General features: G+C 65.4%; 8 protein-coding genes and 2 pseudogenes. 8 read left to right on the top strand and 2 right to left on the bottom strand.

The window, feature by feature from the left end; genetic code table 11:
• Positions 1-165: 165 nt before the first annotated feature.
• The 8 genes and pseudogenes from GR130_RS20900 to GR130_RS20865 form a co-directional block, all read left to right on the top strand.
• Positions 166-264: pseudogene (locus GR130_RS20900) on the top strand (IS5/IS1182 family transposase); the annotation flags it as partial.
• Between the two features lie 75 nt (positions 265-339).
• Entirely contained in the window at positions 340-1,329 is a 990-nt protein-coding gene (locus tag GR130_RS20895; RefSeq protein ID WP_159506118.1) for a pirin family protein, read from the top strand.
• Between the two features lie 809 nt (positions 1,330-2,138).
• Positions 2,139-2,321, top strand: coding sequence for a hypothetical protein (locus GR130_RS20890; RefSeq protein WP_159506117.1), 183 nt, complete (start codon positions 2,139-2,141; stop codon positions 2,319-2,321).
• A gap of 50 nt (positions 2,322-2,371) precedes the next feature.
• Positions 2,372-3,829, top strand: a complete 1,458-nt coding sequence (locus GR130_RS20885; protein WP_159506116.1) for an NF041680 family putative transposase — start codon at positions 2,372-2,374, stop codon at positions 3,827-3,829.
• Positions 3,830-3,884: 55 nt separating this feature from the next.
• Positions 3,885-4,654: pseudogene (locus GR130_RS20880) on the top strand (transposase).
• A 529-nt stretch (positions 4,655-5,183) separates the two neighbouring features.
• A complete protein-coding gene (locus GR130_RS20875) occupies positions 5,184-6,002 on the top strand; it encodes an IS5 family transposase (RefSeq protein WP_159503645.1) in 819 nt (272 codons plus the stop codon).
• An 898-nt stretch (positions 6,003-6,900) separates the two neighbouring features.
• A complete protein-coding gene (locus tag GR130_RS20870; protein WP_159503645.1) occupies positions 6,901-7,719 on the top strand; it encodes an IS5 family transposase in 819 nt (272 codons plus the stop codon).
• Between the two features lie 102 nt (positions 7,720-7,821).
• Complete coding sequence (locus tag GR130_RS20865; protein ID WP_159503645.1) at positions 7,822-8,640, top strand: IS5 family transposase; 819 nt, start codon at positions 7,822-7,824, stop codon at positions 8,638-8,640.
• 120 nt (positions 8,641-8,760) lie between these two features.
• Here the strand turns inward: GR130_RS20865 and GR130_RS41955 are convergent, their stop codons facing one another.
• Together GR130_RS41955 and GR130_RS41380 are read right to left on the bottom strand one after the other, a co-directional pair.
• Entirely contained in the window at positions 8,761-9,060 is a 300-nt protein-coding gene (locus tag GR130_RS41955; RefSeq protein WP_159506115.1) for a hypothetical protein, read from the bottom strand.
• Positions 9,061-9,112: 52 nt separating this feature from the next.
• On the bottom strand, positions 9,113-15,292 hold the full coding sequence (locus GR130_RS41380) for a ribosome-inactivating family protein (RefSeq protein WP_159506114.1): 6,180 nt from the start codon (positions 15,290-15,292) through the stop codon (positions 9,113-9,115).
• Between the last annotated feature and the right edge of the window lie 649 nt (positions 15,293-15,941).

Below are 15,941 nucleotides of genomic sequence, written 5' to 3'. Positions count from 1 at the left end.
TGAACAGCCTGCTCGCCGAGGCATGGGCCCGGTGCTGACCTGCAACGCCGGCCGCGTTGCCTGATTGCGCGGCGATGGCGGGCGTTGGCGTCGCGCCGGCACAGGTAGGAGTGCAGCGCGCGGGGCTGGACGGTGTGGTTGGGGTGGTTCGAGTGCGCCAGGGGCGTCATCGACGCCGACACCCGGCTCATCGTGCTGGTCGGCCGACCTACGCCTGGCAACCGCAACGACTGCAAGGCGTGGGAGGGGGCTGGAGCCGTGGCGGTACCTGCTGGTGCCACCGCACACCATCCGGCCGATAATTGAACATGAAAGATTCGGGTTGGGAGGCGGTCCACGGTGAGCAATCTCGAAACGAAACCCATGGAAATGCGATGCGGCGCCGCGGCGGCCGGCGAGCGGCCGGCCGAGGCGGCACGGGTGGATGTACTGACTGCCCGCAAGGTGCCCCTCGGCGGCCCCCGGGCGATGACCGTGCGGCGGACACTGCCGCAGCGCGCCCGGACCCTGATCGGCGCGTGGTGCTTCGCTGATCACTACGGTCCCGATGACGTTTCGCTGACGGGTGGCATGGATGTGGCCCCGCATCCGCACACCGGGCTGCAGACGGTGAGCTGGCTGTTCGGCGGGGAGATCGAGCACCGTGACAGCCTGGGCAGCCACGCCTACGTACGGCCAGGCGAGCTGAACCTCATGACGGGCGGATTCGGTATTTGCCACTCCGAGGTGTCCACGCCGCGGACCACCATCCTGCACGGTGTCCAGCTGTGGGTGGCGCTGCCGGAGGAGCACCGCAACGCCGAACGGGCCTTCCAGCACCACGCCCCCGAGCCCGTGCGGATCGACGGGGCCGAGATCAGGGTTTTCCTGGGGTCCCTGGCCGGCGATGTCTCGCCGGTGCGGACCTTCACCCCCCTGGTCGGCGCCGAGATCCTCCTCCGGCCCCGCGCGACCGTCACGCTTGCCGTGGACCCCGGCTTCGAGCACGGCCTCCTGGTCGACCAGGGCGACGTACGCCTGGGCGACACCCTGGTCGCCCCCGCGGAGCTGGGCTACGCCCGTCCGGGCAGCGACGCGCTGATGCTGACGAACGATTCGGACGACATCGCACGGATGGTCCTGCTTGGCGGAACTCCCTTCGAGGAGGAGATCGTCATGTGGTGGAACTTCGTGGGGCGGTCGCACCAGGATATCGTGGAGGCCCGTTCGGCCTGGATGAATGGTGCGGATGGTGCGCGCTTCGGCGAAGTGAAGGGCTACGACGGCGATCGACTACCCGCCCCCGAGCTGCCGAACGGATCTTTGAAACCACGCGGACGTGTGCGCTGAACTGCTGCTATGAGTCGTCAGTGGATCAGCGACGCGTGCGTCCGCCACCAGCCGGGCTGTGCGGCCCTGAGTGGCCAGCCGTGCTTCAAAACGGTGACTCCGGGAGCACCCTGCGGGTCGCGTGTTCAGTCATGTGTGACAACCTCTGGTCGGACTCATGCTGACCCCATGCTGACTTACCTGAAGGTCAGTCAGTTCAGCCCGGAGTGCATGCCGACCTCGCGGGCGGTGGTGCAGTCGTAGTGGTTGTGGCACGCCCACAGCCCACGGGGAAACTCGCAGTGGTCGGCCACGAGGACGTTCACTCACCGCAGCCACCGGCGCCCCAACCAGCTGGCGCAGTCCTCCCCCCGTCTCCTGTCTCCGCCTGCGGATGACTGACCTGGACGCCGTGGTTGGCACGAAGATCTACGATTGGTCGCCGTTCTTCACAGAGATGGGGCTACGCGGCCCGGTTCACGAGTTTGCATGGCCGGGCGAGTTGCTGGCGGACTCTGGGTGGAGAAGGGCTGATTCAGAGCCCGGCAACGGCTTCCAGCCGCTTCAGCGAGACGCGAGGCCGCGTCGGACGCGGCGACCCGTCCGTCGCGGGCGTGCGCGATGACGTCGAAGTCCTCCCAGACGGTGAGTGCTGCGGTTGTCACGGTGTTCGGCTCCTGGCGCCCGGTGGCTCCGATACCGGGCACTTTCCACTGAACTCAGGGCATTTGCGGTGCCGTGGATCCGCCGCCGCCCGTGTGGACACTGATCACCATGCGCACCGACTTTGACCGTGCTGACATGTCCCGCAATGAGTTCTACTGGTTGCTGTGCCGGCCGCGCTGCACGACGCGGACCGCGACGGTGGTGCTGCGGTCGATCGCCTGGGTGTCGACCATTTCCGCCGAGGGGACGGCGAACCTAACTTGTTTTTTAAGATCCAGTCTCGAATGTGCTTCGAACTTGATCAGCGTTTTCGCAGTTCAGCGGACGTGAAGGCGGCCTTCGGCTGATCATGTGCTCCGACCAAGGAACGCACACACTCAGCACGAAGGCCGTAAGGATGAGTCTGTCGCATCACGCCGTTGAACATGGGCAGTTCGCAGAACTGTCACGCTTCCGAGGCGAGTTCTACTCCTGTCTGACCAGGCGTGCGGACGCACAGTTCGAGTTGGCCGATGCCGTGCTGAGTGCGGACGGCCCGGTCCGTTCTCTGGTTGAGTTGTCGCTGGTGGGGGAACATCGCCGCGGGCACGGTGGCCTCTACGACGCCTTGGCCGCCGGCCGGATGGACATCGGCCGGCTGCGGCGGGCAGTGGCCGCAGTACCTCTGCCACGGGCTGCGGACGGCCGGCTGGTGCTGGCCGCCGACATCACCTGCTGGCTGCGGCCCAACGCACACACCTCACCGCAGCGGATCCTGTGCCACACCTACGGCCGCGGCAAAGACCAGCACATTCCCGTTCCGGGTTGGCCGTACTCGGTGATCTGCGCGCTGGAGACGGGCCGCAGCTCGTGGACCGCGCCACTGGACGCGCTCCGACTGGCACCGGGCGACGACGACGCCACCGTCACCGCCAGACAGATGCGCGAGTTGGTCGGCCGGCTGATGGAGGCAGGGCAGTGGAAAGGCGGCGACCCCGAGATCCTCATCGTCGTGGATGCCGGATACGACGTGCCCCGCCTGGCATTCCTGCTCAAGGATCTGCCGGTGCAGGTGCTGGGCCGGATGCGTTCGGACCGCGTCCTGCGTCGTGCCGCCCCACCGCGAAAGCCCCATACGATAGGCCGCCCGCCGCGTCACGGCGGCGAGTTCGCCTTCGGCGACCAGTCCACCTGGGACATCCCAAACGCGCAGACCGTCACGCAGACCCGTCTGTACGGCACCGCCACCGCCCAGGCATGGGACCGTCTCCACCCACGGCTGACACACCGTTCCGCCTGGGTCGCCGAACTGGGAACCCTCCCGGTCATCGAGGGAACTGTGATCCACCTGCAGGTCGAGCACCTGCCCAGCGGCGCCATCCCGAAACCGGTGTGGCTGTGGTGGTCGGGCACCGACGCCACCCCCACTCAGGTCGACCTGCTCTGGCAGACCTTCCTGCGACGCTTCGACATCGAGCACACCTTTCGGCTGTTCAAACAGACCCTCGGCTGGACCCGCCCCAAGATCCGCACCCCCGAAGCCGCCGACCGGTGGACCTGGCTCATCCTCGCCGCATACACCCAACTCCGCCTTGCCCGGCCACTGGCGGCCGACCTGCGGCGGCCCTGGGAACGACCAGCAGAGCCCTACAAACTCACCCCTGCCCGAGTCCGCCGCGACTTCAGGCACCTCCGCCCGAAGACCCTCTGCCCCGCCGAAGCACCGAAACCCTCCCGCCCCGGCCCAGGCCGACCACCCGGCCGCAAGAACACCCACCCCACACCCCGCCACGACGTCCACACAGTCCGCAAAACAGACAAAACGAAACGACGAACGAAGAAATCAACAACCCCACGACCCCGCCGCAAAGGTTAAAGATCAAGCTAAGGGCTGTCCCGTAACTGCTGGTCACAGGTGAGATGATCTTGCTGTGTCTGGTGTGATCACGGCTTCGGAGCCGTCCTGGATAGCCCCGTTCACCGGGCTGAGTCCGCGGCAGTTCGGCAAACTGATCAACGCCTTGCGTCGCGAGGGCGCGGACCCGGTCCGCAAGGGTCGGCCCTGGAGCCTGCCGCTGGAGGGCCGGGTCCTGCTGGTCGCCGCGTACTGGCGCACTAACCTCACCCTGCGTCAACTCGCCCCCTTGTTCGGGGTGTCGAAGTCAGCTGCCGACCGCATCGTCGACCACCTCGGCCCCTCGCTCGCGCTCCAGCAGCGCAAGCGGTTCCGCAAGGACGCCGTGCTGATCGTGGACGGCACCCTGGTCCCCACACGCGACCACACCGTCGCCGAGCAGTCGAAGAACTACCGGTACTCCACCAACCACCAAGTCGTCATCGACGCCGACTCCCGGCTCGTCGTCGCCGTCGGCCGGCCTCTGCCCGGCAACCGCAACGACTGCAAGCGTGGGAGCTGTCCGGCGCCAAGGACGCTGTCGGCCAGACCACCGTCATCGCGGACGGCGGATACCGAGGAACCGGCCTGGTCATCCCGCACCGTCGCGAGCCAGGCCAGGCTGAACTCCCGGCCTGGAAAGAGGAACACAACACCTCGCACCGCAAAGTCCGCGCCCGCGTCGAGCATGCCTTCGCCCGCATGAAGAGCTGGAAGATCCTCCGCGACTGCCGCCTCAAAGGCAACGGCGTCCACCACGCCATGCTCGGCATAGCCCGCCTGTACAACCTGACCCTCGCCGGGTGACGAGAAGGCACAGGTCATCGAGCATGCCCTAGATCATTTACGGGACAGCCCTTAGCCCCTGCGAAGTTCTGAGGAAAGTGGTATCGGTCGGGCTGACGTTAGCCCAGGTCAGCGGGGAGGCCAATAGTGTGGCGAGTGAACGTGGGGCCCGCGCCGTACCCGCTGCCCGCAGTACGTCGGATGAAGACCAGCCGTTCGGCAAGAAATCCGCAGCGTTGATTGCCACCGTGCAGACTCGTAGGCACCGCCGAGATCGGGGGTCACGTACAGACCGTCAATCTCAGTACGTACATCATGGAGTTGTCCAGGCACCGCCCTTGACCTGCGATGTTGCGCGTCAGTAGGTCGCTGACTTGCGCGAATGAGCCTTTCACCGTCTTTCAGGCTCGTGCCGGGTTATGCAGCGGATTCTCCCCATGCGCTCCCCAAGGGCTTAGGACTCCTAGCAAAATGAGCTGTACTGCCTTGGAATGACAGGCCGTCAGCCGGTGTTGTGCCTCTGTCTGGTGTTGTGGTGGGGGCGTTGGGCATGGTGCAGCGGAGGCCGTGGGAAGTCGAGGACGGGTTGTGGGAGCGGATTGCCGGGCTGCTGCCGGTGATTGAGCGCCGCGTGAGGTATCCGGGTCGCAAACGGCTCGATGACCGGCGGGTGCTGAGCGGGATCCTGTTCGTGCTGTACACCGGCATCCCTTGGGAGTTCCTGCCCCAGGAGCTGGGATACGGCTCGGGCAGCACGTGCTGGCGCAGGCTGCGCGACTGGCATCAGGCCGGGGTGTGGCAGGCTCTTCACGAACTGCTGCTGGCCGAGCTACGTGCGGCCGGGCTGCTGGACTTCTCCCGGGCCGCGGTCGACGGCTCCCATCTGCGGGCGATGAAGGGCGGCGCGAAGACCGGGCCCTCACCGGTGGATCGGGGAAAGACAGGCAGCAAGCACCACGTGATCACCGAAGCGCACGGCATCCCGCTGGCGGCCACGCTCACAGGCGGAAACCGCCACGACGTCACCCAGCTCATGCCGCTGGTCCACGCCATACCGGCCGTCAAAGGCAAGCGGGGGCGCCCCCGAAAGCGCCCCGACGCTCTGTTCGCCGACCGCGCCTACGACTCCGACACCTACCGCCGCGAACTGCGCGAGGTGGGCATCCGCCCCCTCATCGCCCGCCGCGGCACCCAGCACGGCTCCGGTCTGGGCATTCACCGATGGGTCGCCGAAGCAGCCTTCGCCCTCCTGCACTGGTTCCGGCGCCTGCGCATCCGCTGGGAGATCAGAGAAGACCTCCACGAAGCTTTCCTCATCCTCGGCTGCAGCATCATCTGCTGGCGACGCCTGAAAACCTCATTTTGCTAGGAATCCTTAGATTCTCCCCAGATTCTCCCCAGCCACCTGCACGTTCACGGCCGGAATCGAGGTGTGGGAGCCGCCAATGCCGCAGGCACGCTCGGTGATCGTCGTCAGGCGTGAGCGCGTAGTGGTCGCCGCGGACGAACACCTCTTCGGGCTGGATAGCCGCACCAGCACCATCCGATCAGCAGGTTCTTGGTCTGCTGGTGGTACAGCGCTCATGGCGGTGTTGACCTGCTGGAACGGTGGTTGTGATAGGCGTTGGAGGAGAGCTGGTCCGTGTATGGTCCGGATCTTGGCGTCGGCTTCCTGACTGCTCCCAGAGCCGTCGACGGCACTCGGGGGCCGTGCACCACGCGGTCGGCGCATCTCCTGGAGCAGCGCGGCGTGGCGATCCTCAATTGCTTCGAACGTGGTCGTGGTCGCTTCCCTCCGCGGAACTGCCATCGAAGTTCGGCGAGCAGCGGGCGGAGTCCAGGGAAGAGGGGACTGCCAACCGTCGGGATATGAGCACACCGACCTCGCAGGATGCTGATTGCGACACCTCTTCGGATTCCAGTGGCGCCGGGTTTCGGGCAAGGTTGTGGCTGCGGCGGGTTGACCAGTATCTATCCAGGCCAGAGGTGGTGCGCAATGGTTTGGTGCATGTGCATGCATGTGTCGCCATCTGTCACCACCTCTGGCAGGGTTCATGCTGACTCGAAGCTGACTTCACTGATGCACCGTCAGTCAAACCTGAAATTGTTTCATATCGGCTGCGTCGCATGCATTGGACCAGGCGCAGAACGGGCCCGGATGCTGTGGGTATTAAGGACTCCTAGCAAAATGAGCTGTACTGCCTTGGAATGACAGGCCGTCAGCCGGTGTTGTGCCTCTGTCTGGTGTTGTGGTGGGGGCGTTGGGCATGGTGCAGCGGAGGCCGTGGGAAGTCGAGGACGGGTTGTGGGAGCGGATTGCCGGGCTGCTGCCGGTGATTGAGCGCCGCGTGAGGTATCCGGGTCGCAAACGGCTCGATGACCGGCGGGTGCTGAGCGGGATCCTGTTCGTGCTGTACACCGGCATCCCTTGGGAGTTCCTGCCCCAGGAGCTGGGATACGGCTCGGGCAGCACGTGCTGGCGCAGGCTGCGCGACTGGCATCAGGCCGGGGTGTGGCAGGCTCTTCACGAACTGCTGCTGGCCGAGCTACGTGCGGCCGGGCTGCTGGACTTCTCCCGGGCCGCGGTCGACGGCTCCCATCTGCGGGCGATGAAGGGCGGCGCGAAGACCGGGCCCTCACCGGTGGATCGGGGAAAGACAGGCAGCAAGCACCACGTGATCACCGAAGCGCACGGCATCCCGCTGGCGGCCACGCTCACAGGCGGAAACCGCCACGACGTCACCCAGCTCATGCCGCTGGTCCACGCCATACCGGCCGTCAAAGGCAAGCGGGGGCGCCCCCGAAAGCGCCCCGACGCTCTGTTCGCCGACCGCGCCTACGACTCCGACACCTACCGCCGCGAACTGCGCGAGGTGGGCATCCGCCCCCTCATCGCCCGCCGCGGCACCCAGCACGGCTCCGGTCTGGGCATTCACCGATGGGTCGCCGAAGCAGCCTTCGCCCTCCTGCACTGGTTCCGGCGCCTGCGCATCCGCTGGGAGATCAGAGAAGACCTCCACGAAGCTTTCCTCATCCTCGGCTGCAGCATCATCTGCTGGCGACGCCTGAAAACCTCATTTTGCTAGGAATCCTAAGGACTCCTAGCAAAATGAGCTGTACTGCCTTGGAATGACAGGCCGTCAGCCGGTGTTGTGCCTCTGTCTGGTGTTGTGGTGGGGGCGTTGGGCATGGTGCAGCGGAGGCCGTGGGAAGTCGAGGACGGGTTGTGGGAGCGGATTGCCGGGCTGCTGCCGGTGATTGAGCGCCGCGTGAGGTATCCGGGTCGCAAACGGCTCGATGACCGGCGGGTGCTGAGCGGGATCCTGTTCGTGCTGTACACCGGCATCCCTTGGGAGTTCCTGCCCCAGGAGCTGGGATACGGCTCGGGCAGCACGTGCTGGCGCAGGCTGCGCGACTGGCATCAGGCCGGGGTGTGGCAGGCTCTTCACGAACTGCTGCTGGCCGAGCTACGTGCGGCCGGGCTGCTGGACTTCTCCCGGGCCGCGGTCGACGGCTCCCATCTGCGGGCGATGAAGGGCGGCGCGAAGACCGGGCCCTCACCGGTGGATCGGGGAAAGACAGGCAGCAAGCACCACGTGATCACCGAAGCGCACGGCATCCCGCTGGCGGCCACGCTCACAGGCGGAAACCGCCACGACGTCACCCAGCTCATGCCGCTGGTCCACGCCATACCGGCCGTCAAAGGCAAGCGGGGGCGCCCCCGAAAGCGCCCCGACGCTCTGTTCGCCGACCGCGCCTACGACTCCGACACCTACCGCCGCGAACTGCGCGAGGTGGGCATCCGCCCCCTCATCGCCCGCCGCGGCACCCAGCACGGCTCCGGTCTGGGCATTCACCGATGGGTCGCCGAAGCAGCCTTCGCCCTCCTGCACTGGTTCCGGCGCCTGCGCATCCGCTGGGAGATCAGAGAAGACCTCCACGAAGCTTTCCTCATCCTCGGCTGCAGCATCATCTGCTGGCGACGCCTGAAAACCTCATTTTGCTAGGAATCCTAAACAGTGTTTCATCCCGGTGGTGGTGTTTGCTTCGGCATTTAGGCGTCACGCCAGTTTGGGGTGGATTCGGCGATGAGGCGTCTGGTGGTTAGGTCGATCGTTGCCGGTAGATCACGGCTTCGGAGCGGTGGAGTTGGGCGTTGTAGTCACGGGCTGGGCGTCGATGATGAATGAGCCGGCCGAAGGTGCGCTTTGCAACTGAGCTCGTGGGATCACCGTGAACAGCACTTGTCTGTGGCCCTCGGCCAGCAGCGTGCGCACCTGGGCGAGCAGGTCGGTGGTGGCCCCGGGTCGGGGCAGACGCAGCGCAGCGGTGTTCTGCAGCAGCGTCTTGGTCTGGCGCTCGTGCCGGAAACCGTCCGCCCCGGCATCTGTAGGGGGTCCGACCTGATGTTGGGCGACGCTCTGCATGAGCTGAACGGGGTGCCCGGGCCGTGACCTGGGCACCCCGCATGGGCTTGTATCAGCGGATTATGCCTTTGGCGACCGCGATCCATTTCGTCAGTGTCGCGCGGTCACGTGTCTTGCCGCCGATCGCCTCACTGAAGGTGTCCCCGGGCTCTGGTATGAGCAGGTAGTCAGAGATGGGCTTCCATGCGTTCTCCAAGTCCCGCACTGCTTGCTCTGGGATGTTCCCGTCCCGCCACCTGTCCTCGGTCTTGTTCTTGAAGGTTATCGCTTGGAAGACGGCGTTGAAGCGGGTGGCTTCGGACACCATCTGTATCACGGTTGTCAGGGGGTTTTTGAGGGAGTACTGATCCTTTTTCGCGGTGAAGTTATGGAGCTGTTCAAGCGCGGCGTCGAGCGGAGTACAGCCGAGGGGGATTTTCTCTCGTTCTCCCAGGGAGTTGTAGTTTCCGTCGTAGGTGAGGGTGAAGCACCGGTCCCTGTCGACGCTCGGGGTGTAGTGGTTCGCCTTCTTCTCATCGGCTTCGTCCGTGAAGCGGATGAACAGTGTCCGGGCGATTTCCGCCTTGGCCTCGGGGTCGACGTAGGCATCGGTGTACCAGCCGACCAGGTAGGCGTCGCTCCGGCGGATGACGAGTGTGATCGCGGGTTCGCCGTCGCGGGTCACCTGAATATGGATGAACTGGTTGACTGCTTCGGAGTTCGTTGCCGGGATGGGTGGTGCCGCAATGCCGGGAACAGGCACTTCGCGGTCGGTCAGGGCACCACGGAAGGCGTCGATGAACGCTTTGTAGTTCTCACGCGATGCGGCGTCTTCCGCATCGGAGACGTGGTTGTAGACGACTGGTGCTCGCTCTTCCCGATCGTGGTGGGGCTGAGGTGCGCCGAGTGCCACCACAATGCGCTCCGCGTGACGTGCGGGACGGGCCGGGGCAGTGGTGATGGCAGTGTCAGTGGTGGACTGTTGCTGTGGGGCGTTGTCGGAGGCCGCGGTGTGATGAGCCGTGAGGGTGCCACTGGAACTGTCGGCGAGGCGGCCGATGAGGGTGGCAGTGGCCTGTGCCGCCGGAGGCAGGTCGTCCAGGGTCCATGTAACTGTGGTCTGGCCGCCGGCCGTTGTAGTCCAGGTGCCGTTCGCGGATGTGGCGAGCGCCTTGTACGCGCTGTTGTCGATGACAGTGGTCAGGCGAAGATTCTTGAGGGTGCCGGCTCCGGCGTTGGTGACGGTGATGACGTGGGTGACGTCCTTGCCCACGAGGGCGGGGTCCGGAGTGGCTTGCACGGCGAGTTGCAGTGCGGTTCCTGCGTTGACCGTCACCTGGCTGGGCTGCGTGACGGGCTGGGCAGTGCCGGCCGTCACAGTCGCGGTGAGGTCCTGCTGGCCCCCGGTGTCGGGGGCGCAGTGGACAGCGAGCGTGATCTGAGCCGAAGTGCCCGGCGCGAGATCGCCGACGGGGAGCTGGCAGGTGTTAGCACCAGCGGGGGCCGGAGTTTGGGGGTGTGTGTTGAGGTAAGCCTCGTCCAGACCGAACGCCGTGGGCAGCGTAGCGGTGAACAGAGTGTTCACCGCGGTGGAGGGGCCGGTATTGGTGACGGTCCACTCCAAGCGGGCGTCGGCTCCGGCGCGCAGCGGGGTGATGGTAACGGGGGCGATCGCCAAGTTGGAGTTGGTGGTGACGGCCAGGTGGGTGGTGGCCGGGGGACTCGTGGGTGTGCCGCTGGCTTCGGCGACCGCGGTCACCTCGAGCTGAGCCCCGGTAGTGGCAGGGGCATCGGGCGCGAGAGCGAGGGTGGCCGTGACCGTGGAGTGGTCCTGTGTGACCAGTCTGGTAACGGGGATGACTGTGCGCCCGTTCGCGCTGATGACCGGCTCCTCGGAGATGCCGTCGACGGTGGCAGAGGCCACGGTAGCGGCAGACGGCAGGTCGAGGATGAGCTGCGGGTTGAGAAGAGGACTTGTACCCGCCTTGGTGACAGTCCAGGTCAGGTCGTGGGTGGTGCCGGCGTCGAGAGAGACCGTGTCCGTGCCGGCGGTGGCCAACAGCGTGGTGTCGCCGAGGACTTCGAGGTGGGCAGTGGCCTCGGCCCGGTCATCGGCTGTGGTGATGGTGCCTGCGCAGGTGAGGAAGCCGGTCTGGCAGTCGGCCAGGCGAGCAGTGACTGTCACCGAAACCGGGGTGCCGGGAGTAAGCCCCTTGGGCAGCGGAGCGGACCAGGACGGGTCGGCGCCTTTGGCAGGTGTCTCCTTGCCGTCGACCTTCAAGGAGGTGAAGGAAACTCCGGCGGGCAGGGTGGTCGCGAACACTGCGTCATGGGCGGTGGAAGGGCCATTGTTCGTAATGGTCCATCCGTAGGTGATCTCATGCCCGCGAGTAGCCGGGCTGACGTGCGGGGCTCCTTCCAAGCCCAGCACCGTCATGGCATGGGCGGTCAGCGGAGCGGTGGCAGGTGGCGGGCTGTCCGCCTTGTCGGCACTGACTGAGGCTTGCGCCACCGGGGTCAAGTCGCCAGTGGCATCGGCGGCGAGACGGGCAGTGAGGGTGACCGTGGCCTGCGCACCCTGCGCGAGTGTGCCCAGGGCAGGCCAGGTGATGCTCCGGCCGCTGCCAGTGCCTCCTCCGGAGGCGGTCACATACGTGCAGCCATCCGGCAGCACCGCTGTGACCACCGCATTGGTCGCGTCGTGGTTACCCTTGTTGGCCACCGTCCACACAAATGTGGCCTCCCGCCCGGCAACTGCGTCCCTGGGGAATGCCTGGCCAGTGATGACGAGATCGGGCAGCGCGGTCTGCGCCGTGGCTTCCCGGTTCACTTCAGGTGTCCCGGTCGCAACCGCCTTCACCGTCGCGGCAAGCGCACCCTTGGCATCGTCCGCCACCGTTCCGTGCGCAGTGATCCGGACCGAGTGCGCCCCGCTTGTCGCGGTCGGCACGGAAGGCATCTTGATGATGATGTCGTTGCCGCTCCGCGTCCCGGGATAGGTAGTGCCGTCCAGGGCGGCGCTCGCGCTCACCGTGTGGGTGTGGTCGGGCATCGCCACGGTGAGGACCGCTTCATGGGCTTCCGAGGGCCCGTTGTTCGTCAACGTCCAGTTGTAGGTGACCTGCTGTCCGCGTGCGACCGGGTTCGGGGACGCCGTACCTTCCGTCAGCGCCCAGGCTCCGTGCGGGTCGGTCCTGAGCGTGACCTTCTTCGAAGCCGGCCAGGCGTTCAGAGCCGAAACATAGGCCCACGCCTCCTGGTTGCCCTGTACCGGGGCGGGTACTGACGCAGTGATCTTCAGGTCGACGGTGTGCTGGGCGGCGAGGTCCTGGGTGAGCGGACACATGATCCGACCACCGCCGGCATCGACGCATCCGGTGGGGCCATCGACGAAGAGGAAGCCCTTCGGGAGCTGCACCAAGGCCACCACGAACCGCGCATCGGTGCGACTCCCGGTGTTCTTCACCGTCCAAGTGAAAGTCACCTTGTCCTGGCCCGGAACTGCGGGGTTTGGCGCTGCCGAGGAGTTGCCGATCTTCAACATCGTCACTCCCCGGTCTTCCTCTTCCTTGTCCGGGTCGTCGCGATCGGGCTCGTCCGGATCAGGCATGCCACCGCCCCCACCTCCGAACGGCAGCCCAGAGAAGTCGGCCAGTCCCGCGAAAGCCCCGAAGGAGTCACCGACGAAGGAGAAGATGTCTGTCAGCCAGTTACACGACAGGCCGCCGCCAGCATCACCGCCGCCGGAAGCTACGGGGATCGTTGCATTGCTGGGGCCGGTGTCCCCGGAAACCGCCGTCACTTGAGCCGTCGCCGTCACCGCATTCCCCGACGGGCTGTCGGTGTGTCCGGCGATGCGGAACCAGCGCGACTCGCCAACGGGCAAGTCTGCCAGGTCCATCTGCACGTGCCCCTGGCCGTCGAGGGTGTACTTGTCGGAGACCGTCACCCCTTCCGGCAAGGCCACCGATACGTGCACCTTCCAGGCAGCGGACGGTCCTGTGTTGGTGACCTTCCAGCTGAAGAACACATCGCCGCCCGATGGTGCGAGTGTCTGCGGCCACACCCGTACTTCCTGAACCGAGAGCGTCGCCTTCACAGTGACGGTTGCCCTCAGAGGCACGTTGTCGGCGCCGTCAATCTGGAAGCTGCCGTTGCCGTAAGTACCCGGCGCGGTAGCACCGGACGTCTTGATGCGACAGGTGTAGGTAAGAGGCTCTTTGTGGTTGCCCGTGTCATTCAGGTCAGGGTTGTCGGTGAACGTCAGCGTCCGGTCATCTATACGGGTCACCGTGGGATCGAAGGTGTGCCCACTGCCGTATTCCGAGTGCACCACAAGGTCCGCGAACACGCAGTTGTCCGGAGCCTTGACTGTGAACTTCCTGCTGCCCGGCACCACCGGCATGCCCGGCGTCCTCGGACTGACCGTCACCTTCACATCAGCCGCCGCACCACCCGCGACCACAGCAACCGGCTCAGCCGCACCCACCAGATCCTTCACGTCCTGAGACGCTTGCACCGTCGCTGTCAGGTCCGCCTTCGTCGCCGCATACCCGTCCGGCGTGAACGAGCAGCCGTCCTGCTGTGTGTGGGGCCCCAAAGCCGTCTTAGTGTCCGCTGTCACCTGCGCCGACCACACCACCGTGCCCGCAGTCGGATTCGGCCCTGACCACAACCACGTCCTCCCGCCATTCGACAACTCCGCGTCATCGACGGTGCCGCTACTGCCGTTCTCCGACCAGCGTGGCTTCTGGGAAGAGTCGAAGGTGAAACCCGCTGGCAACGTGAGCTGAGCCTTGCCGCTGTATCCACGCGAGAACACCACCGACGCCGCTACCGTCCCCGAACCGCCCGCAATCACAGGAGGCGTCTGCGACTGCGTTACCGACGCTATCGGTGTACCCAGCACCGTGAACGACACGTGTGCTTTCACGCCCGCCCCATGGGAGGCGAACGCGTCTACCGTGTGCTGGCCCGCCGGCAGATCACCGGTGTAAGACCACTTCCCGTCCGTCACTGGCACCGTCTGCCACGGACCACCACCGCCATCCAGGTACAGGTCCACCTTCCCTGATGCCGCATTCGATGTCCCCGTGATCGTCACCGGCAACCCAACCTGTGCCTTCTCTCCCGGCGATGTGATCGCGATCGCCTCAGCCACGGTCGCCGTGAGGGGGAAATTGTCGGCGCCGTCGATATGGAAAATGCCGTTGCGGTACGTACCCGGCGCCGTGGTCCCAAGTGTCTTGATATGGAACGTGTAGGTAAGAGGCTCTTTGTGGTTGCCCGTGTCATTCAGGTCAGGGTTGTCGGTGAACGTCAGCGTCCGGTCATCTATACGGGTCACCGTGGGATCGAAGGTGTGCCCACTGCCGTATTCCGAGTGCACCACAAAGTCCGCGAACACGCAGTTGTCCGGAGCCTTGACTGTGAACTTCCTGCTGCCCGGCACCACCGGCATGCCCGGCGTCCTCGGACTGACCGTCACTTTCACATCAGCCGCCGCACCACCCGCGACCACAGCAACCGGCCCAGCCGCACACACCAGATCCTTCACATCCGATGACATCACCGTATTCTCTTGGGATGCGTGGAGACCGTTGTCCCAGCCCACGGCAAAAGTATGGGCACCGGGAGGGAGATCCCGGGCAGGGGAAATTCTCCACTGGCCATCCATGGACGTTTGCCCGTAAACAGTAGGGTCGCCATTGCAGGAGAGATATATGGTCGGCGGCGGCGACATGGTATCTGCGGTACCAATGAAGACTTCCCGAGCTGAAATTGGTGCACCGGGAGCAGGGGATGTGATCTTCAAAGGTCCCAATGCGACATTGAATTTCAGGTCGGCGGAAGCGATGGGCTGCACCTGGACATCCCGATCGCCGAAGAGGAACCATCCGGCCTTGCCGGAGCCCGCTCTGAAATCTTCAGTGGCCGACACCTGCGCCTTAATGTATGAGATGCCTTTGTTAATCGAATGAGGGAGAGGTACGGGGCATACGAGATTGTCCGGGCTTACAAGCTCCCATTCCTCGGTCCAGGATTCTCCATTCTCCACCTCCCGAGTGACCGACGAAGAGGAGAAGGAGAGGCCAGGCCAGGTCAGTGCGAAACCAATATCCATGCTTTCTGGATTGCGAGACCTGCTGGAATCCAGTCGGATGCCTATCGTGCATGAGGAGTCGGGTGCAATCCATGGAACCCAGGGAAGATCGGCGCGCACCCACTCATCCTCGTTCTGCTGCCGTGCCATTATTGCTTGCCTCCTGCGTAGATCTATTTGACGGAGAGACACCTTCTCGACCTCTCCGTGTGACGTGTCCGTTGACTTTTCAAGCCGAGCGGGGCAACCTCCGTGCGCCCGTCGCCACCCAAAGCCCAAGATTCAAGGGGCCCCTGGCCGTTTCTGAGGCACTTGAAGTGCCCGGTTCTGCATCCTGGCCCATTCGTGGGGCAGCGAACCTCGCCGACGGCCGACTTGCGGATGCACGTCGGCGTCACCGCACCCGCCTCATCGCAGCCGTAAGCCCCAACTGCCCGTATCCACAGACAATGGACCGGCGGATCGGTCGTCCTGGACACCGACCAGGCTCGCGCCCGCGCCAGCGCCCGCGACTACCTCACCAAGTACCTGTCCCTGCCCAACTACACCAGTTACCTCACCCGCGCCGGCTACACCGACGACGACTTCAAGGACGGCGGCAGCGACCGCCTGGTCGAGGCCCGGGTCGCACTCGGCGACGCCGAACAAGTCCGCACCCGCATCGAGGAGTTCCACAAAGCCGGAGCCGGCCACGTCGCCGTGCAGATCGCCCTGTCCGAAGGACAGGGCTACCCCGAACTGCTGCGGCAGTACCGCGAACTGGCACAAGCCCTGCCCCTGAAGCCCTGACACCCCCGCA

It is taken from the genome of Streptomyces sp. GS7 (assembly GCF_009834125.1).
Taxonomy (GTDB): domain Bacteria; phylum Actinomycetota; class Actinomycetes; order Streptomycetales; family Streptomycetaceae; genus Streptomyces.
Note: the sequence above shows the minus strand (reverse complement) of the source record. Positions and strands in the feature narration are given on the sequence as shown.